The 25055-nt window shown below is 71.4% G+C and carries 19 protein-coding genes and 2 pseudogenes; 13 read left to right on the forward strand and 8 right to left on the reverse strand.

Annotated elements, in window-relative coordinates; genetic code table 11:
* Positions 1-26: 26 nt before the first annotated feature.
* Positions 27-1436 (forward strand): FAD-dependent oxidoreductase, encoded by a 1410-nt coding sequence (locus ACWC94_RS17950; RefSeq protein WP_450797545.1) that lies wholly within the window; start codon positions 27-29, stop codon positions 1434-1436.
* Positions 1437-1539: 103 nt separating this feature from the next.
* Here the strand turns inward: ACWC94_RS17950 and ACWC94_RS17955 are convergent, their stop codons facing one another.
* Positions 1540-2769 carry a cytochrome P450 family protein gene (locus tag ACWC94_RS17955; RefSeq protein WP_450797547.1) on the reverse strand — a complete coding sequence of 410 codons (1230 nt, stop codon included), beginning with the start codon at positions 2767-2769 and terminating at the stop codon, positions 1540-1542.
* Between the two features lie 324 nt (positions 2770-3093).
* Between ACWC94_RS17955 and ACWC94_RS17960 the strand changes: the two genes are divergently transcribed.
* Positions 3094-4092 carry an urea transporter gene (locus tag ACWC94_RS17960; RefSeq protein WP_450797549.1) on the forward strand — a complete coding sequence of 333 codons (999 nt, stop codon included), beginning with the start codon at positions 3094-3096 and terminating at the stop codon, positions 4090-4092.
* Positions 4093-4631: 539 nt separating this feature from the next.
* On the opposite strand, the gene ACWC94_RS17965 is transcribed toward ACWC94_RS17960, so the two are convergent.
* Positions 4632-4892 (reverse strand): hypothetical protein, encoded by a 261-nt coding sequence (locus ACWC94_RS17965; protein WP_450797550.1) that lies wholly within the window; start codon positions 4890-4892, stop codon positions 4632-4634.
* Between the two features lie 237 nt (positions 4893-5129).
* Complete coding sequence (locus ACWC94_RS17970) at positions 5130-6458, reverse strand: phosphatase PAP2 family protein (RefSeq protein ID WP_450797681.1); 1329 nt, start codon at positions 6456-6458, stop codon at positions 5130-5132.
* 729 nt (positions 6459-7187) lie between these two features.
* On the opposite strand from ACWC94_RS17970, the gene ACWC94_RS17975 reads away from it, so the two are divergent.
* From ACWC94_RS17975 to ACWC94_RS17985, 3 genes are all read left to right on the forward strand, one after another.
* The gene (locus tag ACWC94_RS17975; protein WP_450797551.1) at positions 7188-8429 is read left to right on the forward strand and encodes an alpha/beta hydrolase; all 1242 of its coding nucleotides are present in this window, start codon (positions 7188-7190) and stop codon (positions 8427-8429) included.
* Positions 8430-8833: 404 nt separating this feature from the next.
* Positions 8834-11008, forward strand: a complete 2175-nt coding sequence (locus ACWC94_RS17980) for a glycosyltransferase family 39 protein (protein ID WP_450797553.1) — start codon at positions 8834-8836, stop codon at positions 11006-11008.
* Between the two features lie 162 nt (positions 11009-11170).
* Entirely contained in the window at positions 11171-11716 is a 546-nt protein-coding gene (locus ACWC94_RS17985; RefSeq protein ID WP_450797554.1) for a GNAT family N-acetyltransferase, read from the forward strand.
* A 64-nt stretch (positions 11717-11780) separates the two neighbouring features.
* On the opposite strand, the pseudogene ACWC94_RS17990 reads toward ACWC94_RS17985, so the two are convergent.
* Positions 11781-12086: pseudogene (locus ACWC94_RS17990) on the reverse strand (MBL fold metallo-hydrolase); the annotation flags it as partial.
* A 290-nt stretch (positions 12087-12376) separates the two neighbouring features.
* Here ACWC94_RS17990 and ACWC94_RS17995 point away from each other — a divergent pair.
* Positions 12377-13270, forward strand: a complete 894-nt coding sequence (locus ACWC94_RS17995; RefSeq protein WP_450797555.1) for a dioxygenase family protein — start codon at positions 12377-12379, stop codon at positions 13268-13270.
* A 145-nt stretch (positions 13271-13415) separates the two neighbouring features.
* Here ACWC94_RS17995 and ACWC94_RS18000 read toward each other — a convergent pair.
* A pseudogene (locus tag ACWC94_RS18000) lies at positions 13416-13798 on the reverse strand (family 43 glycosylhydrolase); the annotation flags it as partial.
* A 165-nt stretch (positions 13799-13963) separates the two neighbouring features.
* Between ACWC94_RS18000 and ACWC94_RS18005 the strand changes: the two are divergent.
* Together ACWC94_RS18005 and ACWC94_RS18010 are read left to right on the forward strand one after the other, a co-directional pair.
* Positions 13964-14431, forward strand: a complete 468-nt coding sequence (locus tag ACWC94_RS18005; RefSeq protein WP_450797556.1) for an SRPBCC family protein — start codon at positions 13964-13966, stop codon at positions 14429-14431.
* A gap of 221 nt (positions 14432-14652) precedes the next feature.
* On the forward strand, positions 14653-14829 hold the full coding sequence (locus ACWC94_RS18010) for a cold-shock protein (RefSeq protein WP_363219403.1): 177 nt from the start codon (positions 14653-14655) through the stop codon (positions 14827-14829).
* A 408-nt stretch (positions 14830-15237) separates the two neighbouring features.
* Here ACWC94_RS18010 and ACWC94_RS18015 read toward each other — a convergent pair whose 3' ends face one another.
* Both ACWC94_RS18015 and ACWC94_RS18020 read right to left on the reverse strand, forming a co-directional pair.
* Complete coding sequence (locus ACWC94_RS18015; protein ID WP_450797557.1) at positions 15238-15483, reverse strand: hypothetical protein; 246 nt, start codon at positions 15481-15483, stop codon at positions 15238-15240.
* A 281-nt stretch (positions 15484-15764) separates the two neighbouring features.
* Positions 15765-17405 (reverse strand): sigma-70 family RNA polymerase sigma factor, encoded by a 1641-nt coding sequence (locus ACWC94_RS18020; protein WP_450797559.1) that lies wholly within the window; start codon positions 17403-17405, stop codon positions 15765-15767.
* 336 nt (positions 17406-17741) lie between these two features.
* Between ACWC94_RS18020 and ACWC94_RS18025 the strand changes: the two genes are divergently transcribed.
* The 5 genes from ACWC94_RS18025 to ACWC94_RS18045 all read left to right on the forward strand — a co-directional run bounded on the left by ACWC94_RS18025 (position 17742) and on the right by ACWC94_RS18045 (position 23858).
* Entirely contained in the window at positions 17742-18182 is a 441-nt protein-coding gene (locus ACWC94_RS18025) for a hypothetical protein (protein WP_450797560.1), read from the forward strand.
* 191 nt (positions 18183-18373) lie between these two features.
* Entirely contained in the window at positions 18374-19555 is a 1182-nt protein-coding gene (locus tag ACWC94_RS18030) for a PP2C family protein-serine/threonine phosphatase (RefSeq protein ID WP_450797562.1), read from the forward strand.
* An 89-nt stretch (positions 19556-19644) separates the two neighbouring features.
* Positions 19645-20319: a phosphate signaling complex protein PhoU gene (gene phoU, locus ACWC94_RS18035; RefSeq protein WP_450797564.1), complete on the forward strand. Its 675-nt coding sequence runs from the start codon at positions 19645-19647 to the stop codon at positions 20317-20319.
* A 226-nt stretch (positions 20320-20545) separates the two neighbouring features.
* Entirely contained in the window at positions 20546-21943 is a 1398-nt protein-coding gene (locus ACWC94_RS18040) for an FAD-binding oxidoreductase (RefSeq protein WP_450797565.1), read from the forward strand.
* 217 nt (positions 21944-22160) lie between these two features.
* Entirely contained in the window at positions 22161-23858 is a 1698-nt protein-coding gene (locus ACWC94_RS18045) for a DUF885 domain-containing protein (RefSeq protein ID WP_450797683.1), read from the forward strand.
* Here the strand turns inward: ACWC94_RS18045 and ACWC94_RS18050 are convergent.
* Positions 23824-24963: a DNA glycosylase AlkZ-like family protein gene (locus ACWC94_RS18050; RefSeq protein WP_450797566.1), complete on the reverse strand. Its 1140-nt coding sequence runs from the start codon at positions 24961-24963 to the stop codon at positions 23824-23826. The genes ACWC94_RS18045 and ACWC94_RS18050 overlap by 35 nt on opposite strands.
* Positions 24964-25055 lie beyond the last annotated feature (92 nt).

Here is a 25055-nt window from a genome sequence, read left to right on the forward strand (position 1 = left end):
GGCCACCGGCTTCCGAGGGAGTGACCGTGTCCTACCTGATGCCGCCCCGCGTCCCCAGGAAGGTGGAGCTTCCGCCGCGTCAGGCCCTGCACGCGGGGTCCACCCAGGTGCTGGTGATCGGCGGCGGGCCGGCCGGTATCGGCGCCGCCCTGGGTGCCGCGAACGCGGGCGCCGAGGTGGTCCTCGTCGAGCGCTACGGCTTCCTCGGCGGCAACGCCACCGCGGCGCTGGTGATGCCGCTGATGAGTTTCCACAACGAGGTCAAGCAGGCCGTGGCCGGCGACACGACGCGTCTGCTGCCGCCCGACCACGGCGAGGGCGAGCCGGTCGTCGGCGGTGTGCTGTGGGTACTGCTCGACCAGCTGGTGCGGGCGGGCGCGGCGATCCGGCCGTCGCTGGAGACCGGTTACACCGTGCCCTTCGATGCGGAGCTGTTCAAGCTGGTGGCCTACGAGCTGCTGGAGAACCATGAGGTCCGTACGCTCCTCCACGCCTTCGCCTCCGACGTCCTCAGCCTGCCCGAGCGCGTCCGTGCGGTGTTCGAGACCAAGTCGGGTCCCCTCGTCATGGATGCCGACGTGATCGTCGACTGCACCGGGGACGGCGACATCGCCGCGGCGGCGGGGGCCGCGTACGAGATCGGCCGGCCCGAGGACGGCTGGACACAGCCCATGACCCTGATGTTCCGCATGGTCCGCTTCGACCACGAGGAGTTCACCGCATACACCCGCGCCCACCCGGACCAGTGGAGGGGGGTGCACGGGCTGTGGGACCTGGTCCGCACCGCCACCGACGCCGGGGAACTGGACCTGCATCGCGAGGACATCCTCTTCTTCGCCACCCCGAACACCGGGGAGGTGGCGGTCAACTCCACCCGCGTCACCGAGGTACTCGGCACGAGTGTCTGGGACCTGACCCGCGCGGAGTTCACCGCGCACCGGCAGATGGCGCAGATCGCCCGATTCCTGCGGGACCGTGTACCGGGCTTCGCCGACTCCTACGTCGTCCAGAGCGGTGTCCAGGTCGGCGTCCGTGAAACGCGCCGGATCCTGGGCGAATACCAGCTGACGGGCGAGGACGTGCTCACGGCCCGCAAGTTCGACGACGCCGTCGCGCGCGGCGCCTACCCGGTGGACATCCACAATCCGAGCGGCCGCGGCACCATGCTCAAGCGGCTGCCGCGCGGCGAGTCCTACGACATCCCCCTGCGCTGTCTCTTCCCCCGCGGCCTGGACCGGGTTCTGGTCGCGGGCCGCTGCATCTCCGGCGACCACGTGGCGCACTCCTCCTACCGGGTGATGCCGATCTCCATGGCCACGGGGCAAGCGGCGGGTGTCTGCGCGGCCCTGGCGGCCACCCGGGGCCGACAGCCCCGGGACGTCCCGGTGAGCGCCGTCCAGCGAGAGCTCCGTTCACAGGGCGCAAGCCTCCGCTGACGCCCGGCGGCCCCGCCGCCCCTGCCCCCGGCTCGCCTCGGCCGGCGCGTACGACGAAGACGCGCCGGCCGCGACGGCTCGCCCCGTGACACGGGGCACGGGTTCAGCCTGCCCGGCCTTTGGGGGTGAAGGTGACCGGAAGCCGCACCGGGCCGCGGAGTCCGCCGGGCCGCCAGCTCAGCTCGGCCGGCGGCACGGCCGGGGCCAGGTCCGGAAGACGGCGCAGTACGGTCCCGATGGCGATCTGGCCCTCCAGCCGGGCCAGCGGCGCACCCAGGCAGTAGTGGATGCCGTGCCCGAAGGCCAGGTGGCCGTTGTCGTGCCGGGTGACGTCCAGCCTGTCGGGGTCGGGGAACCGCGCCGGATCACGGTCGGCGATCGCCGACGCGACCAGCACCGTCGCGCCGCGCGGGACGGTCACGCCCGCGATCTCGACCTCTTCGCGTGCGAACCGGGCGATTCCCGGACTGACCGGGCCGTCGTAGCGGAGGAACTCCTCGATCGCGTCGGGCAGCAGTTCCGGGCGGTCCCGCAGCAGGGTCAGCTGGGCGGGGTGGGCGAGCAGCGCGGCGATGCCGCCGCCGATCAGGTTGACCGTGGTGACGTACCCGGCCACCAGCAGCAGGAACGTCATGGCGATCAGCTCGTCATGGTTCAGCCGCTGTTCCTCGTCGTGGGCGCTGATCAGCGCGCTGAGGAGGTCGTCCCCCGGCCGGGCCCGCTTGGATTCAAGGTGCTTCGTCACATACCCGCGCATCCGTTGCCACGCCTCGTTGACGACGCCGGGGTCGGGCATCGTCTCCCCGCGCACGAGCATGGCGTCGGTCCACCGCTGGAAGTCGTGCCGGTCGTCCACCGGCACGCCGAGCAGCTCGCTGATGACGGTGACCGGCAGCGGCAGCGCGAAGTCCGCCACGAGTTCGGCCCGGCCGGCCGGGACCACCGCGTCGAGCAGCCCGTCGGTGATCTCCTGGACACGGGGCCGCAGGTCGGCGACCCGGCGTGCGGTGAACGCCTTCGACACGAGGCGGCGCAGCCGGGTGTGGTCGGGCGGGTCACATCGCAGCATGTTGCTCATCATCGATTCCCGCTCGAACTCGGGCAGCTGTGCGATGAGGCGGGGGTCCGAGGCGTCACGGACATCGCTGCTCAGCCTTGGGTCGGACAGCGCGGCGAGCCCGTCCTCGTAGCGTGTGACCAGCCAGGCCTCCAGGCCGCCTGCGATGACCGCACGCCGGACCGGCCCGTCCTCGCGCAGCCGCCGGTAGAGCGGAAAGGGATCCGCCACGAAGGCCGGGTCGTCATAAGGGAGATGGACCGGCTGCTGGCTCATCATGCCTCCCGGTGCACACACCGACCACATGCACCCCTTTTCGGGCATTCAGGGCACACACATACAGATTGTCCGCTACGGCGGCGGCCACCACCCTCCGCACCGGCCGCCCGCACACCCGAGAGCACACCCTTCCGTCCATCATTATGTCGCATAGTGGAAATACAATGCCACCTAGCGGAAGACATGACCGGGGGGTTGGGTATGTGGCGCCGTGTGAAGGCGAACGCGCTTGGCCGCGCAGAGGCGTCCGGGGAGGGGTTGAGCGACCGACCGCCGGCCCACCCCCACTGGTGGTCTCCACGGCGCGCTGCGGAGTCCGGGGTGTTCGTGCTGCGCGGCGTGGCCCAGGTCGTGTTCCTCGACAGCGCTGGGGCAGGCGCCGTCTTCGGCCTGGCGCTGTGGACGGCGGACTGGCGGTACGGCGCCTACGGTGTCGGCGGCGCCACCCTTGGCACCGGCGCCGCACAGTTGCTGGGGGTGGCCCGCGACCGGGTGCGGACGGGGCTGGAAGGCTTCAACGCGTGCCTGACCGCGCTCTGCTTCGCTGTGTTCTTCGATGCGGGCAGGCTGTCCACGGTGCTGCTCGCCGCCGCGGCCTGCCTCGTGGTCACCGTCGTCGCGGCGGCCGTGGTCCGGCTGCTGCACCTGTGGGCTCTGCCGACGCTGACCATCCCCTACTGCCTCCTGGCGGGAGGGGTCACCCTTGCCGCGCCCGCCTTCCGTCGGATCTGGCCTCATGGCGAGAGCGCCGCAGCGCTGCCCCGCGCCGCCTCCGGATCCACCGTGCTGCGGCTGAGCGACGTGGGAGCAGCGTTCTTCCGCAACGTGGCCCAGGTCTTCTTCCTGGATCAGTGGTACGCGGGGGCCCTGCTGCTCGCCGGTCTCTTCCTGGCGAGCCGGGTGGCAGGGTGGGTGGCCTGTTCCGGCAGTGCGACAGGCATCCTGACGGCCTGGGCGCTCGGGGCGCCGGCCGCACGGATCGCCGACGGCACCATGGGCTACAACGCGGTGCTCGTCGCGCTGGCGCTGTGCGGGGTGTTCCTGCCCGCCACCCCCGCGACCCTGTCGTACGCCCTGCTCGGCGCGGCGACCGCCACCACCCTCACCCCGGCCCTCGCCCATCTGCTCGCCCCGTCGGGCGGCCACCCGCTCACCTGGCCGTTCGTGCTGACGACCCTGGGCTTCCTGTTGGCCGCCCGCTCCTTTCCCCACCTGACCAGCCGCCGAGCACCTGCCGCCCATGGGCTGCGGAGGCCGCCCGGGGGGATGCCCTCCTCGGTGAGACGGTCGATACGTCCTGCCACCGAGCCGGGTCGCTGAAGGTTCAGCACTGGCGCTCGCGAAGAACGAGCGGCCGGCATCCGGGACGCGTCCAGGGGGTCGCGGGGTGCACGAGGGCGAGCGTGACGCCGCCTTCGCCGCGGTCATCCCCTGTCCCCCGCCATCACCGGCCAGGACACCCTCCTCGCCCTCGCGACCGGCCGACCACGTGGTGGGGGCACGCGCGCGCCCGCTGATCGCCCCCCGCACCACAGGACAGCCGAGGGACGGGTCCGCCCCCGGTTGAAGTCGCCGACGCGCTGGCTGACAGTGGGAGACATGAGCCGTCACCGGCGCCCTTCCAGGAGGGCCCCGTGGATCGCGGCCGGTGCTGCTGTGCTCGTGCTCGGCGGCCTCGGCGTATGGCTCGCGATGCCGAACGGCGGAACGCCCAGGCCCCACCCGTCGGCCTCGGGGAACCTGTCCCTGCCGACGCCGAAACCGCCCTCGTCCTCACCTCGCGCGCCGGAAACATCCAGCCCCCCAGGGCCGACTCCGACACCGACTCCGACAGCGACGCGGACACCGAGGGCAACGAATCAGCTCCCGGTGGCACCGACCAGCCGGCCGACGCACCGCCCGACAACGGCTCCCCCGCCAGCCGCACCGACGCCGACCGCCCGGACACCGCGGGCGACACCGGAACCCACCCGGTCCACAGCGCTTCCGCCCCCGGCGCGACCCTCGCGGACCGCCACGTCCCCGGCGCCCACGCCGTCGAGGACCTCGACCTTCACGCCGTCCCCCAGCTCCACCCCCACCCCCGCGCGAACGGCCGGTGGCACCGGCGCGCCGACCACGACGTGGTACACCTCCGCCCCGGCGGTCGCCGCCGCTCAGCGCATGGCCGCCGCCGGGGCGGCCGGAGACCCCGCGTGCTCGTTGGCCGCCGTGGGCCGGCCCGACCCCGGTCTCGTCCCGCAAGGCATCCGCATCGGCATCGGGAACTACGGCAGCTATTGGTGCCTGATCTGGTAGGAAGCCGAGGCCGGTCCGACGCGGTGGATCCCCCATGGCCCGTAGTAATGCACCATGCCTCAGGCCAGCGCGGGTTGCGGTTCCGGTTGCTGTGCCGTTGGGATATTCGTTTCCCACCGTTTGGTGGTCCGCAGGTAGCCGTAGACGACTGAACTCACGGCCAGAAGGAGAAGCGGCCCGAAAACCCATGGGTGTCCGGCCATCTCCACCGGCAGGTACCGGTACGACACCAGGAGCGCGGCGAAGACCGTCGTACCGTAGCCGACGAGCTGGATTCCCGACCGGTCCCAGCGGCGGTCGAACGAGCGCAGCGCCGCCTCGACGGTGAACGCGAACACCAGGCCGGCGGCGAGGTCCACGCCGTAGTGGTAGCCGAATCCCAGCGTCGCGGTGAGCGTGGCCGTCAGCCAGAACGTGCCCGCGCATCGCAGGATCCGCGGGCCCTTGCGGGAGTGGATGAAGATCGCGGTGGCCCACGCCGTGTGCAGGCTGGGCATGCAGTTGCGGGGGGTGATCCCGTCGTACGGCATCGGGTGCGGGTGGGTGACCGGCGGCGGCGTGTGGGGCCACAGGTCAGCCACCGCCCAGTGCAGGCCGCCGGTCCCGAAGGCGCCCGGGCCGTAGGCGAAGACCGGTCCGACCACCGGGAAGATCATGTAGATGCCCGGCCCGAGGAGGCCGATCACCAGGAAGGTGCGCACCAGATGATGTCTGGGGAAGCGGCGCTCGGCCGCCACGTTGCGCAGCTGGTACAGCGCGACGACCACCGCGGCCACCGCGAGCTGCGCGTAGACCACGTGGAGCAGAGGGGGGCCGATCGGGCCGGTGGCCGTGACGATCCGGCCCACCAGCCATGACGGGTTGCCGAGCGCGTGATCGGCGGTCGCCACGTACGGGTCGAGCACCGACGGACGGGTCTTCGCCGTGATGAGCAGCCAGGTGTCGCCCGTCTTGCGGCCGGCCACCAGCAGCAGGCCCAGCCCGACGCCCTTGAGCAGCAGCGCGCGTTCGGCGCCGGTACGGCGCGTGACGGCGACGACCGCCCAGCCCAGCATCACCCACAGCGCGCCGTTGCCGAACGGGTGACCCTCGGTCGTCCCGGCGCCGACCGCCCACCGCACCAGTACGAAGACGACGTCGATACCGATCGCGACGCCCACCGCGACGAACCGTTGCCGCCAGGTGAGCACCACCATCATCAACGCCATACCGGCGTACAGCAGCGGCCCCGACTTCGGGGCGAAGATCACCTCTTGTGCCTGGGTGGTGATCGGCCCCGGCAGGCCGTAGCGACGCGCGGCGATCTCCAGGGTGACGAGGAAGCCGAGGGCTGCCACAGCCACCGCAGCCCACAGGATCGCCCGTGGCCGACACCACGCGGCGAACATAATTCTGTAGTTTTGTCGCGAGAACACCCGCGATGCTTTGGATATCAATTTTTCAGCCGATTTGTCAGATTCCAGGGCGATCGTTCGTGGGTTCGATCATGTTATCGGAACGAAGCGGGCGGGTTTTCACCGGTCAAGGGTGGCGCGCAGACCAGTCGACGCGTTCCACACTCCTAGCACGTTGAGCGACGACGCGTGAGGCATCGCGCTGGAGGCGCCGATCCGGAAGTCTGTCGCGCCGCCGGAAGCACCCTCACGGAGGCGCATGGCGCGGCTGGTTGAATTTCCCTGTGGACGAATCATTGTGGAACCGTCTGGCGCCCGGGGCGCGAGCGGAAGTGGACGCTCGGATTGCTGCCCGTCGTCACATACAGGCGATCGTGATGATGCGCGAGCACGCCGGGCTGCCGAGGCCGAGTCTGCGTGAGTGCGTCGACCTTCTGGAACAGCGGGCCCGCGTCCTGCGGCAGTGACGCAAGCGGAAACCGGGGCAAACTCCGGAGCAGACGCCGGTGTTGACGCCGCTTCGGCGTCGCACCGGACCGGAACGGCGTCGCGGACGAGTCGTCGACCGGGCGGCGGTACGGTGTGCCACAGACAGTCACGGGCCGACGCCCTATGATCAACCAGGGGAATTCCATGCCACACCGCCTTCCGCGCCGCCGCCGCAGACTCATAGCCCGTGCGGTCGGTACCGCAGGTGCTCTGGCCGTCGCGGTAAGTGCCGGAATGACGCCGGCGGCAGCCGCTCAGAAGGCCCCCCACAAGCCCGCGGCCACCGCGCCCTCACCCGATCAGGCCGCGCCCTGGGCTCCCGAGAACGACAGCATCCCGCCGCAGAAGGCCGTCCACCCGGCCCTCAAGCCCAGCATGGGGCGCAGTCCCGCCCTCCGGCTGACGCTTCCCGCGCCGAGCGGGCGCTACCCGGTCGGCATGTTCAGCCAGCACCTCGTCGACAAGTCCCGCACCGACCCGTACGTCCGCGGCAAGGCACGCGAGTTGATGGTGACGTACTGGTATCCGGCCGCCTCCACGGCCGGGCACCCTCAGTCACCGTGGATGCCGTCGCTCTCCGGCAACCATTTCCTCCACTCACGCGGTCTGTCGCCGCAGCAGGTCACGCTGCCGCAGACCGCTGGGCACACCCTCGCCCCGGTCGACACCCAGCTCGGCAAGCTGCCCGTTCTGCTGTACTCGACCGGCCTGCACTCGGACCGCGCGATGGGCACCGCGCTCACTCAGGACCTCGCCAGCCGCGGCTACCTCGTCGTCACCGTCGATCACACCCACGACGCCGGTGAGGTCGAATTCCCGGGCGGACGGCTCGAGGTCAACAGAATGCCGGCCGGCTCGCACTCGTCCGACACGCTCAACGTGCGCGCCGCCGACATCCGCTTCGTCATCAACCAGCTCGGCACCATCGCCAAGGGCGGCAACCCGGACGTCGACCACGCCAAGCTCCCCTCCGGCCTGTCGAAGGCCGTGGACACGTCCCGTATCGGGATGTTCGGCTGGTCGCTGGGCGGCGCGGCGGTCGACACCGCCATGCAGCTCGACCGCCGGATCGACGCCGGCGCCAACCTGGACGGGCAGTTCTTCGGCTCGGCGCCGAGCAAGGACCTGAGCCGGCCCTTCATGCTCTTCAGCTCCGGCACCCACAACCGGAACAACGACTCGTCGTGGCGCACGCTGTGGCCCCACCTCAAGGGATACCGGGTCGACATCCAGCTCCACGGCTCGAGGCACCGGTCGTTCAGCGACAACGAGGTGATGGTGCCGCAGGAGGCAGGTCTGCTCGGACTCTCCCGGGATCAGCTGAAGCAGCAGTTCGGCTCGATCGATCCCGACCGGGCGATCCAGATCCAGCGCGTCTATCTCGCCGCCTTCTTCGACCAGGAGTTGCTCCGCAAGCACAGCACCCTGCTGGACGGGCCGGCCAAGAGCTACCCGGAGATCTCCTTCGTCCGCTGACCGGACGCCCCGAGCACGGGCCCCCGCCGCTGGTTCAGGTCCGCCTGAACCAGCCGCCGAACGGTCCGCTCGCAGGCATGGCGCGGGGACGCGAAGGTGACGGTCGCGCGATCCCGTGCGGCTAAAGTGTGCGCCTGTCGAACATTCGAGCGCTCGTCGCCGGCTGAGAGAGGATCCACTGCCCTGCCCACCGCTTCCCGGGCGCCGCGCCGACACCACACCCTCCGCCCCACCGATATGCCGCTGATCAGAAGGACGCCGCGCGCCGCACACCGCGAACGTCACGCTGCCCGCGCGCAGCGTGTACCGGCAGCGGGCCCCCGCTCGGACAGCGTTCCCGGGCTGTTCGCCGCCTTGCGGAGGACGGCTCCCGTTGCAACCAGGACAACAGGCACATCGTCTTCATGCTCGACGCCTGCGGCGACGTCGGCGTCACGCACGCCGGCGGGGCGGCGTCGCCGACCGCAGCCGACGAGCACCGCGTCCTGTCCATGGGCCCCAACGACCGGAGCCGCCACCGCTTCTCCTCCCGCCGCTCTGCCGCCGGCAGCCCGGCCACCCACGATCTGCCGGGCCGCGCGCCGCTGGAAGCCACCGCTCCGTGCCCGCGCTCTCCGAGCCGCCCGCCGCGTGACCCGCCGCACCGCCTGACCACTGATCCGAGGACCCACCGCATGGCCACCACTCCCCTCGCCCAGCCCACCGGCTCCCCCGGCCGCCGCCGGGCATCGCACCGCAACGACGGCCCGCCGGAACCTCCCTTGCGCTGGGAGCGCCCGGCGCTCGCCGCGGTCCTGGTCGTCGCCACAGTGCTGTACGCCTGGGGTATGGGTCAGGCCGCGATTCACCCCTACTACAGCGCGGCGATACGGTCGATGGCCGCCGGGTGGCGCGCGTTCCTCTTCGGCGGTCTGGACCCCAGCGGTTCGATCACCCTCGACAAGCTGCCCGGCGCCTTCTGGCCCGAGGCCGCCTCCGTCTGGCTCTTCGGACCGCACACTTGGGCGGCCGCGTTGCCGCAGGTCATCGAGGGCGTCCTCACGGTCTGGCTGCTCCATCGGATCGTACGGGCCTGGGCCGGGCCGTTCGCCGCGCTGATCGCCGCGCTGACCCTCACCTTCACCCCGGTCACCGTGGTGCTCAACCGGGCCACCATTCCGGACACCGCACTGACCCTGCTGCTGGTGGCAGCCGCCGGAGCCCTGCAGAAGGCAGTGCGGACCGAGCGGCTGCTACCGCTGATCACCTGTGGCGTCTGGGTCGGGCTCGCCTTCCAGGCGAAGATGCTGCAGGCCTGGCTGGTGCTGCCGGTCTTCGCCGCCGTCTACCAACTCGCCGCCCCCGGCACGCCGTTGAAACGGGCCCTGCGTTCCCTGCTGGCCGGTACCGTCGCGCTGGCCGTCTCCTGCTCGTGGGTGCTGCTCGCCTGGGTGACGCCCGCCGCGGACCGCCCCTATGTCGACGGCACCTCCAACAACAACCCGTTCAGCCTGGTCTTCGGCTACAACGGCATGAGCCGCTTCAGCGACGATCCGACCGCCTTCGGCGCAGTCGCGGGCACGGCCGCCAGCCGGACCGACGGAAACACCGGCTGGGGCATGCTGGTCAACCACACGATCGGCCCGCAGATCGCCTGGTTCCTGCCGCTCGCCGTGCTCGCCACCGTTCTGGGCCTGGTCTGGCGCGCCCGTGAACCGCGAACCGACCTGCTGCGTGCCGGTTTTCTCCTCTGGGGCGGCTGGCTGGCCGTACACGCCGTGGTGTTCAGCGTCTCCAATGGCAATCACCCTTACTACACCGCCGTCATCGCCCCGGCGCTCGCCGCGCTGACCGGCGGGGGGCTCGCCCTGTTCCGGGCCGAGCACGAGGCGGGCGGCCGACGGCGTGTGGCGCTGCCCTCGGCCATCGTGTTGACGGTGGTCTGGGCGCTGGTGCTCGACTGGCCGACCGGTTTCGTCTCCTGGCTGCTGGCGCTCGCCGTGATCCTCGGGGTGTGCGGCGCGCTGGGCCTGTGGATCCGTGGGCCGCGCGCCTCCCTCCGGGTGGTGCAGGGCTCTCTGGCCGCCGGAGTCGTGGCCACCCTGCTCGTGCCCCTCGGCTGGGCCGCCTCCTGCCTCGATCCGCTCTACGCGGGCGCCTCCACCTCGCCGACGGCCGGCCCGGTCGGCAAGGTCTACCGCCACGCCCTCGACCACCGATCCGCCCTCCGCCGGGTGGCACTCGACGACCCCAGCCGCCGCGACACCGCCTTGCTCGACTACCTCATCGCGCACCGCCACGGCGAGAAGTACCTGCTGGCCACCCAGGCCGCCTACCCCGCGGAACGCCTTCTGCGCGCCGAGTCCCGGGCCACGCTCGTCATGGGCGGCTTCACCGGCAAGACCCCCTTCCCCACCGCTCAGCAGCTCGGCACCCTCGTCAGCACCCACCAACTGCGCTATGTGCTGCTCACTCCCCGGCGGCCCGCGACTCCCACCACCGCCTGGGTGAAGTCCCACTGCACGCGCCTGCGCCCCAAGACCTACGGGTGGCGTACCAGGGGCAGCTTCGCCCTCTACGACTGCGGCCGACGGGACTGAAGCGGGGGCGGACTTCTCCAGGTGGCGCAGCGGGCCAGCACACTCAGGCGGTGTGTATCCCGCTGCGCCCGCCGGACTTCGGCCACCACGGCCACGAGTCAGGCCCACTACGGTGGTGTCGGACTGGCCACCGGCAGGGGGAGCACTCGGGAGGGGGACAGCGTGGGCGCCAGGAAGATCGCGGCCATCGACACCGAGAGACTGAGTCTCGTGCCGCTCGCTGTCGCGCACGCGGACGAGATGGCCGAGGTGCTCTCCGACCCGGCTCTGCATGTCTTCATCGGCGGGGCCCCGCACTCACCCCGGTCTTTGCGGTCACGCTATGAACGCCTGACAGCCGGTTCACCCGATCCCTCCCGGACGTGGTGGAACTGGGTGGTCCGGCTCCGCGAGGAGGACTGCCTGACCGGAACCGTGCAGGCGACACTCGCCGCCGCCGAGGGCGGGTGCACGGCCGAGATCGCCTGGGTGGTCGGAACCAGGTGGCAAGGACGCGGAATCGCCACCGAGGCGGCACGAGCGCTGGTTGCCTGGCTGCAGGATCAAGACGTGCGGGTGATCCGCGCCCTCATCCATCCGGAGCATCGCGCATCCGCCGCTGTTGCCGCCGCTGCCGGCCTGGCTCCCACCAGTCACTGGCACGAGGGTGAGATCAGATGGGAGATTCCGGCGACGCAGCCGCATGCCGACAGGACTCAGCGGTCGTGACGGATCCCCTACCGGCGTTGTCCTGAACACCCCTCACACGTCGGCCCAGGGTTCCGGCGAACTCACCGATCTCGAAGGCCGCACCGGGTACGGCGTAGTCGGTGGGGCCGTCACAGTGTGCCGAAGCGCGTGCCACGGCCTGCTGGGGCGTGAGGAACCGGCCGATATGCGTGATGATCAACCGGCCCGCCCGGGCCGCGGCGGCGGTCTCGCCCGCGTCCTCGGGGGTGTGGTGCACCTGGTCGCCCTCGGTGGGCGCCTGCGCGCCCTCGGCTTCGCACAGCAGCACGTCGCATCCCTCGGCCAGACTCGTCAGGCCGGCGCACGGCGCCGTGTCCCCGGAGTACACCAGCGCCCCGCCCGCACTCTCGACGCCGCGCTGGGATAGGGCGTCGCGCATCCCAGAACCGTGGGGGGCCTGATGTGCCCTGTCACCGCGCGGTGGCGGTCATCGGGTGTGTCCGCGACGGTCTTGCGCAGGCGGCGGAGAAAGACCGTCGCCCTCGTCGGCGGCCTGCTCGCGGTCGGCGCAGGCAGACGCCCTCCCGGGGGTCGCCGGCATGCGCCGCGCCCCCTCGGGCCCGGCTCTCCCGGGGGCATCCGCCGTCGTCCCAGGGGAAACACTCCTACAACCATGCCGCCCCCAGGAGGACTCCCAGCATGACCACCACCACTCCCCCCGTACCGGACCGGCAGCGCAAGGTCGAGGACGAGCTCGTCCGCACGGTCCTCGCCTCGTTCGAGGGCACCCCGGACCCCCGGCTCAAAGAGGTGATGCAGGCCCTGGTACGGCACCTGCACGCGTTCATCCGCGAGGTGAGGCCGACCGAGGACGAATGGCAGCGGGCCATCGACTTCCTCACCGCGGTCGGCCACATCACCACCGACCGCCGTCAGGAGTTCGTGCTGCTCTCCGACGTCCTCGGCGCCTCCATGCAGACCATCAACGTCCATCACGAGTCGGGCTCGGGCGCGACCGAGGCCACGGTCGTCGGCCCGTTCTTCGTGGAGGGCTCCCCGGAGATCCCCCGGGGCGGCGACATGGCCGCGGGCGCCCCGGGAGAACCCTGCTGGGTCGAGGGCACCGTCACGGACACCGAGGGCGATCCGGTCGCCGGGGCACGGCTCGAGGTGTGGGAGGCGGACGAGGACGGACTGTACGACGTGCAGTACGACGACGGGCACCTGGCCGGCCGGGCCCACCTGTACACCGACGACGAGGGCGGGTACGCCTTCTGGGGGCTCACGCCGACGCCGTACCCGATCCCCCACGACGGCCCGGTGGGGGCCCTGCTCGACAAGACCGGACGTTCACACCTGCGCGCCTCCCACCTGCACTTCATGGTCACCGCACCCGGCCTGCGCACCCTCGTCACCCACGTCTTCGTCGAGGGTGACGGCCTGCTCGGCTCCGACGCCGTGTTCGGCGTGAGGGAGTCCCTCGTCAGGCGATTCGAGCGGCAACCGGCCGGCACCCCCGGCCCCGACGGGCGCGACCTCTCCGGGCGCGCCTGGACCCGCGTGCGCTTCGACATCGTGCTGCGACGGCAGTGAGGGCTTCGGTGCCTTGCGCAGCCCCCCACCAGCGGTAGAGACAACACGGCCCGGCCGTCCGGCGGGCGTTCGCCGCGACGAGGGTTTGCGTGGGCCGAAGGCGTCGAGGGCCATGGTGCCGTACCGCGGGAGACGCCGCCGCTGCCGGCTCACCGCGTGTCTCCCCGGTGCGGGGGCGATCCGGACCTGGCTGACTCCCGCGACGGTGCACCAGCGGGTACCGTCCCAGGAGAGATCCGGGTCTATGCCCTGCACTCCGGGCAGCCGGACCGGCTCGGCCCAGGGGCCGGACGGATCCGTGGCAGTGAACAGCCGATTGCCGTCACCGCTCACGTTGGTGACGATCAGCCAGAAGCGGCCGTGACAGCGCAGTGTGGGAGCGCAGAGCCCGCCGGACGAGGTCGTGTCGGGCGGCAGGCGCAGTTGGCCCGGCCGGTCGAGGGCGCTACCGATCCGGGTCCAGTGGACCAGGTCCCGGCTGTGGAAGACCGGTATGCCGGGGACGTACTCGAAGCTGGAGCAGGCGAGTGGCTCGCGTCGGCCGTTCCAGGGGGCGGTGTCGCGGCCCGCTTCCAGCCCGTAGCGCCGCTTGCGCGGCCGGTGACAGGGATGGCGCGCGCATGAGGTCGGTGGTGATCAGAAATTCATGGGTACTCGGCTCCAGCAGCAGACCGACGCAACGGAGGCACACTGATGAGCACAGTCAGGGAAACGGTAGAAGTCGACGTGCCGGTCCACACCGCCTACAACCAGTGGACGCAGTTCGAGACGTTCCCGGACTTCATGGAAGGCGTGGAGGAGGTCAGGCAACTGGACGATCGCCACAACCACTGGACCACCAAGATCGGTGGAGTCCGGCGGGAGTTCGACACTGAGATCGTCGACCAGCTCCCCGACGAACGCATCACATGGCGCACCACCACAGGCGACACGGCCCAGAAGGGCAGCGTCCGCTTCCAGCGCATGGACGACATGCACACCAGGGTGGAACTCGTCATGGATGTCGAACCCAGCGGAGCCGCGGAGAAGGTCGCGGACCTGCTCGGGACGCTCGACCGGCGCGTCAAGGGCGACATGAAGCGCTTCAAGCAGTACATCGAACAGCGCGGAGAAGAGTCCGGAGCGTGGCGCGGACGCATCCGGCCCGGGGATGAGCAGTGACCTCTTGAAGCCACGGCCCGCCCGCCAGTGCCTCGGGCATCGAGGTGGGCGGGCCCCATGGGGCCTGTTCCCGCGGGCGGCAGCGCCCGCCGATCGGACGGCTGACTTCCGGTCAAACAGTGGCCGACGCGCCGAGGTGTCCTTTCCACCGCCGCTCACGTCGGGTGATGCTCTGCTCACCGGGGGAGATCAGTAGCCGCCAACCCACGGAGGAACAGACGATGCCTCTCGGAACAATCGCCGTGTACAACAGGGCGGACGGCGTGGGCGTCATCACCGACGAGGACGGCGAGCGGCGCCCGTTCTCCGGGATGGAAACGCAAACCACCCGCGAGGGTCAGCGCGTGGTCTTCGACGTCGTCGGCCACAAGGCCACGAACGTGATCGCCGTTCGATGACCGACCCGCTCACCAGCGCCCCGCCCCGACAGAATCGGGAGCGGGGCGTACTGCCCTTCGGACGGTGACGCGTCCACGCCCGGCGATCGGCCCAGGCGAGGGTGGACGACATGCCTGGACGGAGCCGGGTCCAGGAGCCGGAACCGCGTGGGGACCACGACCGCCAGCGGCCGTTGGTACGACGCTCCCGGCGCACCTCCTCAACGACCTCGCCGAGGACCTGCGGGAGGGCCGCGTGGGCATCCCGGCCGACACGAGGAAACGCTGCTCGGTCACCGTGGACGGCCCGGCGGCCGGCGTCGGCCCCTGGCCTCGAGGAACTGGTGGCAGACCAGGTCACCACCGCCCGCACGGCGAACTGCTCACCGCGGACGCGGTGCTGCCGCACTCCCCGAGGTGAAGACGGGTTCAGCCGAGCATCTCCGCCAGGACCGCGGCCACGACCGTGAGCACGGCGACCGGCAGTATGACCATGCGCAGCTGGACCAGTCGGCCGGTGAGGTCGTGGCCCGCACGGGCCGACGCGTGCCGCTGATCGCCATGCCCGAACAGGGCCCGGCACCAGCGGCAGTCCCCTCCCCTGTCGTCCGGACGAGAGGCATCGGTCAGCTGAGCGAAGGCCGTACCGTCTCCGTCCTCCATCGCAGCGCTCATGCCGGATCAACGACGCATACCGGCGCCGGGCCACCGTCAGCGGTCGGCTCGTGATCCCTCCGCCGCAGGATCGTGACCGACGGACGCCGGGCCCCAGCGGATGGCGGGAGACGGGAGCCTTCCACGCGGTCCGCGCGTTCCGTGCGGCGGGAAGCGGAGCCGATTCGAGTGGCACACTGCACTTGGCCCTGCCCGGTGGGGCGTTGAGGTGCCTCATGAGCTGACCGGCCGTGCACGCGAGGGCCGCAGCACCCGCCCGCCGGGACCGCGTCCGAGGTGCGTCACTGCTTGGCGCCGAAGTCCTGCGTCCACCAGGGGCCGCCCGTGCCCTTGTGGACGCCCACGCCGATGTCCTTGAAGGAGCAGTTGAGGATGTTCGCTCGGTGGCCTGGGCTGTTCATCCAGGACTCCATGACCGCTGCGGCCGTCTGCTGCCCCTGGGCGATGTTCTCGCCGTAGGTGGACCAGCGGTAGCCGGCGGCGGTGATGCGCTGTCCGGGGTCGGCACCGTCCGGGTTGGTGTGGTCGAAGAAATGGCGAGCGGCCATGTCGTCGGACTGGCCCTGTGCGGCCTTCTGCAGTTGCGGATCCTCGGCGAGCGGACCACAGCCGGCGGCGGCCCGCTCCTTGTTCACCAGCGCAACCACCTGGTCGACCGTGCCGGTGGGGACCGGGGAACTCCGCGTCGTGTGCGCCGGGGCCGGAGCCGGCCGGGTGGACTGCCGGGCAGTGGGGGTGCTCTTCCTGGTGGGGCCCGCAGTCTTGGCGGGGTGCGGCTTCGGCTTCTTCGTCGCGGACGGAGACGGAGAGGGCGAGGCCGACGGAGATCCGGCGTCGGTGGTGGGCGTGGAGAGGTCCGGCACGGGTACGGCTGCTCGTTGCTCGGCGTTCGTCCGGTCGGGGCCGGTACCGGAGTCCGTGCCGAAGTACCACAGGCCGCCTCCCGCGACGCAGGCCGCGACGACCGCACCGCCGACGGCACGGCGCCGCATCCGCCGGCGTCGGCGGGACTGGCTGCGCGAGCCGGCGCCCGTGCCCCGGACACCGCGTCGTCCTGTGCCGGGGCTCGATGGGGTACCGCCGCCGACGCCGTCGAGCGGTGCGGCAGAACCAGCCGGGGCAAGCGTCCCGGAAGCGGAGAAGTGCTTGGCCAGCAGTGTGGAGGACACCGCGACCAGCCCCAGGCCGGCCAGCAGCCCTTCCGCGGGCATCAGTCCGCTCCACAGTCCGCTGCAGCGGGAGCAGCCGCGCGCGTGCCGGGCTATTCGTTTGCGCCACAGAGCCGAGGGCCGGCCGTCCCAGGAGGCCAGGACGGTCCGGAGTTCCTCGCACAGCGGCCGTGCGTCGAGCGCTCGTACCACCACGCGGGCCGCTTCGAGCTGCGCCTTCATCCGCTGCACCCGGACCGCCGTGTGCTGTGGCGACAGGTCCAGGGCCGCGGCGACCTCGGCCCGGGTGAGTTCGCCGGCGCACTCCAGCCACCACAGTGACAGCAGTCCCCGGTCGTCGGGCTCCAGCCAGCGCGTCGCCTGCGCGGTCTCCTGGCGTTGTCCCGCGAGCTGCAGCTGCACCACGGTCAGATCGACGAAGTCAGCACCGGGATCGGCCAGGTCCTCGGCCTCCTCCACCGCGCCCGGGGCGGAGCGCCGGTGCTCCCAGTGCACCCGGACCTGGTTCATCGCGATCGCCACCAGCCAGGACCGGAAGCGCTCGGGCGTCCGCAGCCCGTCCAGCCCGTCCAGAGCCCGCAACATGGTCTCCTGGACCACATCGTCGACGTCCACCGAGCCGTTCAGAGCACGGCCGACGATGTTGTAGACCAGCGGGAGGTACGCGTTGACCAGAGCGTCCTGAGCCTGCGTATCGCCCTCTCGGGCGGCCGTGACCAGTACCGCCGTCTCCATCGCGTCCTGCGTGCTCATAAAAGTGCTTCCCATCCTCGATGCCGAACGATTGTGTCCGATACCTGGGAGACCGCTCGATGCACCCCGGATAACACTTCTTCGGGAGCGAGTTCCGGCCGGCATGTCTTCGGCTGCCGGCCCGCCTCCGGCCGCCGGCGGTCCCGCCGTCCCGCCGTATCCCCGCCGCTTGGGGTGTCCCAGCAGGTCACAGGGGTGGAAATCCCGTGAGCGCCTCATGTGCCCGAGAACGCTGGGGTGGGGCGGGGCGACCGGGCACGGTGGTGTCGTGCCGACGGACCGCCAAGGGACCCGACGGGGGGACCGTCCGCCGGCCGACGGAGAGGATGACCGACCATGATGTCCCGCAAGCGCATCGCCCTCGCAGCGGCCGGACTGGCCCTGGCGGGGGGCCTCGCCGCCGCCCCGGCCGCGACCGCCGCACCGGCCGCCCTGCCCGCCCTGTCCGCTCGGTCGGCCGGGCACGTGGGGGCCGCGGCCGACAACTGCTCCGGCTGGAAGGAGATCCACATCACCGGCGGCTCCGCGAAGTACATGGAGTGCACGAAGAAGGTCAACGGCAAGTCGTACGCCTCCGGCGCCTTTTACCTGTGGGACACCAAGCACGACGGCAAGGCGGTCCAGGCCTACGCGGAGACGGACTACGACCACTGGTACGGCGACGACGTGACCTGGGAGCACTTCTACAGCTGGGCCGACGACACCCACCACAGCCCGGAGATCGTCACCGGCTGGCACCCGGGCAACGACTTCGGCCTGGTGATCGAACTCAGGTAACGGCCGTCTCCCAGCACGTCCGCGGTTCCGCGGCAGCCACCGGCTGGGCCCGTCGCCACGCGAAGACGACGGGCCCGGGAGCGTACGCCTGAAGCAGGGCCCTCTCCCGGTGACCGGCATCGGGTCAGCGGCCGGGCCGCGATCGCCGGCGGGGCTCGTCAGTCATGTCCCGATGGTGCACTGTGGAAGACGTGGATGTCCGGCGAGACGTTGCTGCCGGTGTGCGCCAGCCATGGCAGTCGAGTCATGCGCTGCTGGTGATCCCCATCGTGCTCATCGTCGTCATCACGGTGGCGGACCAGCTGGTCCCGGCCGACGTTCATCTCGGACCGCTGCTGGTCATCGCCCCCGCGATCACCGCGTCGTTCGCCGGCGCCTGGCTGACCGGGTTGATCGGGTTCCTGTCCGTGGGAGCGCAGGCGTACATCGGCTGGCACTTCGGTGTGCTGTTCTCGCGCAACGTACTGGTGCAGATCCTCGCACTGACCGTGCTGTCGGCTCTGACCGTGTTCTACTGCGTGATGCGGGAGCGGCGCACGCGCCAGCTGGAGCAGGTGCGCATGATCGCCGAGGCCGCGCAGCACGTACTGCTGTGGCCGCTGCCGGAGCAGATCGGCTCGATGAAGATCGCCTGCCTGTACTTGGCCGCCGAGGCCGAGGCGCAGATCGGCGGTGACCTGTACGCCGCGACACCCACCGACAGCGGCCTACGGGTCATGATCGGCGACGTGCGCGGCAAGGGCCTGTCCGCCATCGGCGAGGCCGCGCTCCTCATCGGAGCCTTCCGCGAAGCCGCCCACCACCACACCTCGCTGCCCACACTGGCCGCCGCCCTGGAGCGCAGTGTGGCCCGCAACCTGCCCGATCTCGAACCGGGCGAAGAACTGGGCGAGCGGTTCGCCACCGTGATGCTGGTGGAGATCTCCGACGAGGGCCACCTCACCCGGATACTCAGCTGCGGCCACCCCCCGCCCCTGCTGCTCAGTCCCGGGAGCGCCGTGACGGTTCCCGTGCATCCGGCGCCTCCGCTCGGGATCCACGGGACGGCGCCCGGGGACTACACCGTCGACGTGTTCTCCTTCGAGCCCGGTGACACGCTCCTGCTCTACACCGACGGCGTCATCGAGGCCCGGGATGCCGACGGCGTCTTCTATCCGCTCCCGGAACGGGCCGCCCAGTGGGCCGGGACCAGCCCGGAGAAGCTTGTGCACCACATCCGCCGCGATCTGCTCGATCACGTCGAGGGACGCCTCGACGACGACGCCGCGCTCATCGCGCTGTGCCGCACACCCAGCACCCAGCGGGCCCATCGGCACGGGCTGGGCCTCCATGTCGGTGGGTTCGCTCACGGCAACAGACAGGTGCCTCGGTGAGGCACCCCATGCGGCCGGCGGGCGGAGTGACCGCACGCGCGTCCGGCACCGGGGGGATGCGGGGGGCACATAGCTGCAGGAGGGACACGATGCGAGAGGCGTACCACGAGGAACTGGCGTCGCTCTGTGACGGGCTCGTGGAGATGGCCCGGCTGGCGGGCTCCGCGATCGGCCGCGCCACCACCGCTCTGCTCGACGCCGACCTGCAGATCGCCGAGGGCGTCATCTCGGCCGACGTGAAGGTCGACGACCTCCAGAGGGATCTCGAGGACCGGGCGATCGCCCTGCTGGCCCGGCAGCAGCCCGTCGCCACCGACCTGCGCACCGTGGTGACCAGCCTGCGGATGAGCGCGGACCTGGAGCGGTGCGGGGACCTGGCCCGGCACGTGGCCCAGCTGGCCCGGCTGCGGTACCCGGGGCGCGCCGTACCGGACGACCTGCACCGGACGGTTCTGGAAATGGGCCAGCTCGCGCAGCGCCTGATGGCGCAGGCCGCCGAGGTGCTCCTGACCAGGGACGTCGACGCGGCGCTGCAACTGGAGCAGGACGACGACCGCATGGACGAGCTGCACCGCATGATCTTCCGGCACCTGATGGACGGCCGGTGGCGGCACGGCGTGGAGACCGCCGTCGACGTCACGCTGGTCGGCCGCTACTACGAACGCTTCGCCGACCACGCCGTGTCGGTCGCCCGACGCATGGTCTTCCTGGTCACCGGCGAACACGCGGACGAGTACACCACCGACACGCCCGTCACGACGTAGCGGGCATCCGGGGCGTCATGCGGGCCCGTCCTTCACGAGGTGCGACAGCCGGCGGGCGGACGGACAATGGCGGACGACGGGGTGCCGCACGCTGCCGGTGGTGGGTGCCCCACCCTGCCGGTCCTTATCACAGGCGCGTACGGATCCGCGTCTACGCCCCCGCAGCCCGCCCGGACGTCGCGCCCGCGTCCGTCCACGCGTCACGTGCGTGAGCAGGGGTGCAACCATGGGCGGTATCAACGAACCAGCTCTTGAAAGTCTGCGAGAGGCCCTGCGGGGACCCGTCCTCGCTCCGGGAGACCCCGGCTACGACGCGGCCCGCAGCATCTACAACGCCATGATCGACCGGCGGCCGGCCGCGATCGCCGGGTGCGTCGACGTGGCGGACGTACGGAACGTGCTCTCCTTCGCCCGGGACACCGGGGTGGAGCTGGCGGTGCGCGGAGGGGGCCACAGCGGTCCGGGGCTGTGCCTGGTCGACGGCGCGCTGACGCTCGACCTGTCGCCGATGCGCTGGGTGGACGTCGACCCGGAAGCGGGGACCGCGCGGGTGGGCGGCGGAAGCCAGCTGGGCGACCTCGACCACGCGGCGCACACCTTCGGCCTCGCCACGCCGGCCGGGATCGTGTCGACCACCGGGGTCGGCGGTCTCACCCTCGGCGGCGGGCACGGGTACCTGACCCGCAGGTACGGCCTGACCGTCGACAACCTGCTGGCCGCCGACGTCGTCCTCGCCGACGGCACGTTCGTCACCGCGTCCGAGGACGACCACCCGGACCTGTTCTGGGCCCTGCGGGGCGGCGGCGGCAACTTCGGCGTGGTCACCTCGTTCACGTTCCGGCTGCACCCCGTGGACGCCGTCGGTGTCGCGGTGACCGTCTGGCCGGTGGACCGCACCCGCGAAGTGCTGCAGTGGTACCGGGAGTTCATTCCCGCCGCACCCGAGGACCTCTACGGCTTCTTCGCCCTGCTGACCATTCCGCCCGGACCGCCCTTCCCCGAGCCGATCCACGGGCAGAAGATGTGCGGGGTCGTGTGGTGCTACACCGGCGACCTGGAAGGCGACCGCCTGGAGAAGGTGCTGACCGTGGTGAACGCGCCGGGGCCACCCGCCTTCCACTTCACCACGCCCATGCCCTACCCCGCCCTGCAGACCATGTTCGACGAGCTGCTCCCGAAGGGGCTGCAGTGGTACTGGCGCGGCGACTTCTTCGACGCCATCTCCGACGACGCGATCGCGGTGCATGAGAAGTACGGGCAGAACCTCCCCACCGGCCTGAGCACGATGCACCTGTACCCGGTCGACGGGGCGACCCGCCGTATCGGGCCCGGCGACACGGCCTGGGCCTACCGGCACGCCGCATGGTCGGGGGTCATCGCCGGCATCGACCCCGAACCCGCCAACGCCGGCCTGATCCGGCAGTGGTGCGTCGACTACTGGACCGACCTGCACCCCCATTCCATGGGCGGCGCCTACATCAACTTCCTGGGTGAACAGGAGAGCACCGACCGCGTCCGGGGCACGTACCGCGACCACTACGACCGGCTGGCCGCGATCAAGCGCACCTACGACCCCGGCAACTTCTTCCACGCCAACCAGAACATCCCGCCCGCCCCGGCATGAGCGGCAACCGCCGGCTCCACGTTCCGTCGTCGCGGCTGCCGGATCCGTCCTGGCCAGGCCCACATGCGACGTAAGCCGTGACTCATGGGATCACCCTCGCCCGTCGCGGAACGGCGCTCAACTGCCTCGAAGCGGTTGCTCAGGCATACGTGGGCCAGCGGCCGAAAGCCGACGGCACGTGGCTGACACGGTCGGCGACGGTGCCAGCATGAGCGGCATGCCCGAGAAGCTGAGCACCCCGCGCCGGATCGCCGACGACCACGTCGCGCAGGTCGCCGCCCTCGACCCCCTGGTCTCGACCCGGCTCGGCCTGCGTCCCGGGGACGACCGGCAGCCGGACCTGTCCCCGCAAGGCTTCGAGGCGCTCGCCGAAGTGGCCCGTCGCACGCTCTGCGCGCTCGACGCCACCGAGCGGAACGCCGAAAACGACGGTGTGGTGTTCGAGGACGTCGAGCGCAACTGCGCCCGGCTGCTGCGGGAGCGGCTGACCGCGGAACTCGCCCTGCACGAGGCGGGGGACCACTTCCGCCGGCTGAGCAACGGCAACACGCCGCTGCACCAGGTCCGCGGCATCTTCACGCTGATGCCCACCGACACCGACGAGGACTGGGCGACGGTGGCCGGGCGGCTGCGCAACCTGCCCGGCGCCCTGGACGGCTACCGGGCGACCCTGACCGAGGGCATCGCCCGTGGGCTGCTGTGCGCGCCCCGCCAGGCCCGGGCCGTCATCGGGCAACTCGCCGCCTGGACCGGCCAGGACGTCGGCGGCGCGAGCTGGTTCGCCACGTTCGTGGCCGGCGGGCCGGACCGGCTCAGGCCCGAACTGGACGCCGCCGCCGGCCGCGCGACGGCCGCCGTGGCCGGCTTCCGTGACTGGCTGGTCGACACCTACCTGCCCGCCGCGGCCGGTACCCCGGACGCCGTCGGCCGTGAGCGCTACCTGCGCTCGGCCCGCTGGGCCAACGGCGCCGACGTGGACCCCGCCGAGGCGTACGCCTGGGCCTGGGAGGAGTTCCACCGGACGGTCGCCGAGATGCAGGCCAAGGCCGGCCGGGTCCTTCCGGGCGCGGGCGCCCGCGAGACCATGGACCACCTGAACCGGCACGGGCACACCATCGTGGGCGAGGAGAACATCCGCGCCTGGCTCCAGGAGATCACGGACGAGGCGATCGACGCTCTCGACGGCACCCACTTCGACATCTCCGGGCCCCTGCGCCGGGTGGAGACGAGGATCGCTCCCGCCGGCAGTGCGGGCGCTCCGTACTACAACGGTCCCAGCCTGGACTTCAGCCGCCCCGGCCGCACGTATCTGCCCACTTTGGGCCAACAGACCTTCCCCACCTGGCAGATCGTCAGCACCTGGTACCACGAGGGCGTGCCCGGGCACCACTTGCAGACCGCCCGGTGGACCGCCGCCGCGGACCGCCTCAGCCCCTACCAGATCACTTTGGGCGCGGTCAGCGCCAACAAGGAAGGCTGGGCCCTGTACGCCGAGCGTCTGATGGACGAACTGGGCTTCCTCACCGACCCCGCCCGCCGCCTGGGCTATCTCGACAAGCAGATGCTCCGTGTCATCCGCGTGATCATCGACATCGGTATGCACCTGGAACTGGTCATCCCCGACGACTCCGGCTTCCACCCCGGCGAACGCTGGACACCGGACCTCGCCACCGCGTTCATGGCCGCCCACCACGGCAGCGACACCGCCCGGCGTACCAGCGAGATCGACCGGTACCTCGGCCGGCCCGGCCAGGCCATCGGCTACAAACTGGGAGAGCGCGCGTGGCTGGAGGGCCGTGAGGCTTCCCGCCGCCGTCTCGGCGCCGGTTTCGACCTGCGGACCTGGCACATGAACGCGCTCACCCAGGGCTCACTCGGCCTCACCGACCTGGCCGACAACCTCGCGTCGCTGTGAGCGGCCATGTGAAGGATGCGCCGGCCGGCTTCTTCGACGACCTCCGGCCTCTCGGACCTACCGTACGGCGCAGGCGAGGCGGCGTTCGAGAGGGGTCCGGTAGCAGGGGGTGACGCGGGTGCCGTCGAGGGAAGGCGAGGGTGCGGTGGATTTCGGCTTCGACGGCGGTGCGGGCCTCGCTGCCGGGATCGGTCAGGAGGTGGTGGTTGATGTGCCCGTCCGCGTGCTGGGCCCGGCTGCCGACGATGCGGCCGTTCCACCAGATGGTCGGGCCGATGTTGCCGTTCCGGTCGAAGAGGGCCTTGGTGTGGTCGGGGTCGAGGTACCAGTGACGGTGGCGCCAGCCCATGGGGGTGGGGTCCAGGCCGGGCAGCAGGGCTGCCGCGGGATCGGGACCCTCGGTGGCCTTCACGGCTTCGAGCTCTTGGAGTTCTTCCAGGTGTTCGGGCAACAGGTAGCCGGTGCCCTCGTCGCGTTCGGCTGCTTGAGCGCCGGTGGCGGCGAGGGCCTTGCGGGTGCCGGTCACGGTCCAGCCCGTCCACCACTTCAGGTCCTCGACCGTGACCGGGCCGAACGCGGCGATGCAGTGGCGGGCGAGCGTGCCCTTCGCCTCCGGCGCGGGGACACGCGGCAGGGGGCGGGCGCCGACCCGGCGGAACTGGGCGGAGGTCCAGGAGCCGGCCGGCCGGGTCCGGCGGATGTGTCCCTCCGCCGCCAGCAGACCCGGGACGGGTGTACTGGCGCGCTGCCGGGACTCGTACGCCTTGCCGGGGAAGACGACGAACTGCTCACGCAAGTCCGCTGTGTCGAGGGCGAGTTCGACGGCCGTCGCCCCGCCGCGCACGGCCAGGGCCTCCAGGACGGCCTGCTCCACCGCGGCGCAACGGTGCTCCTCCCAGCCGAGGCCCTCGCGCAACTGGGCTGTGGCGCGGGCACGGTGACGGTGGGCGTCGTCGGCGGTGGTGGCGGACCGGATCACCGGGGCCAGATGGCCGGGGACGACGAACATGGTGCGGCGCATGCAGCGGATGCGCTCCGGTCCGGGGACGCCGTCGGGGGCGTGGTAGAGGGAGTGGTCGACGGCGGCCGCGGTCGGGGCATGCATGCGGGCAGCGGCGGCCAGGTCGCCGCACGACGGACACCACGGGAGGGTGTGTAAGCGCAAATCAAGCGGGAATGCAGGGGCTTTGAGAAAAA

Source organism: Streptomyces sp. NPDC001135, assembly GCF_053598395.1.

Bases quoted from the DNA above. Each gene is read 5' to 3' on its own strand.
- ACWC94_RS17975 (WP_450797551.1), top strand. From the start codon at position 7,188: ATGACGCCGGCGGCAGCCGCTCAGAAGGCCCCCCACAAGCCCGCGGCC.
- ACWC94_RS18025 (WP_450797560.1), top strand. From the start codon at position 17,742: ATGATGTCCCGCAAGCGCATCGCCCTCGCAGCGGCCGGACTGGCCCTG.
- ACWC94_RS18005 (WP_450797556.1), top strand. From the start codon at position 13,964: ATGAGCACAGTCAGGGAAACGGTAGAAGTCGACGTGCCGGTCCACACC.
- ACWC94_RS18040 (WP_450797565.1), top strand. From the start codon at position 20,546: ATGGGCGGTATCAACGAACCAGCTCTTGAAAGTCTGCGAGAGGCCCTG.
- ACWC94_RS18050 (WP_450797566.1), bottom strand. From the start codon at position 24,963: ATGCATGCCCCGACCGCGGCCGCCGTCGACCACTCCCTCTACCACGCC.
- ACWC94_RS17980 (WP_450797553.1), top strand. From the start codon at position 8,834: ATGCTCGACGCCTGCGGCGACGTCGGCGTCACGCACGCCGGCGGGGCG.
- ACWC94_RS18045 (WP_450797683.1), top strand. From the start codon at position 22,161: ATGCCCGAGAAGCTGAGCACCCCGCGCCGGATCGCCGACGACCACGTC.
- ACWC94_RS18020 (WP_450797559.1), bottom strand. From the start codon at position 17,405: ATGAGCACGCAGGACGCGATGGAGACGGCGGTACTGGTCACGGCCGCC.
- ACWC94_RS18010 (WP_363219403.1), top strand. From the start codon at position 14,653: ATGCCTCTCGGAACAATCGCCGTGTACAACAGGGCGGACGGCGTGGGC.
- ACWC94_RS18015 (WP_450797557.1), bottom strand. From the start codon at position 15,483: ATGAGCGCTGCGATGGAGGACGGAGACGGTACGGCCTTCGCTCAGCTG.
- ACWC94_RS17995 (WP_450797555.1), top strand. From the start codon at position 12,377: ATGACCACCACCACTCCCCCCGTACCGGACCGGCAGCGCAAGGTCGAG.
- ACWC94_RS17955 (WP_450797547.1), bottom strand. From the start codon at position 2,769: ATGAGCCAGCAGCCGGTCCATCTCCCTTATGACGACCCGGCCTTCGTG.
- phoU (WP_450797564.1), top strand. From the start codon at position 19,645: ATGCGAGAGGCGTACCACGAGGAACTGGCGTCGCTCTGTGACGGGCTC.
- ACWC94_RS17970 (WP_450797681.1), bottom strand. From the start codon at position 6,458: ATGTTCGCCGCGTGGTGTCGGCCACGGGCGATCCTGTGGGCTGCGGTG.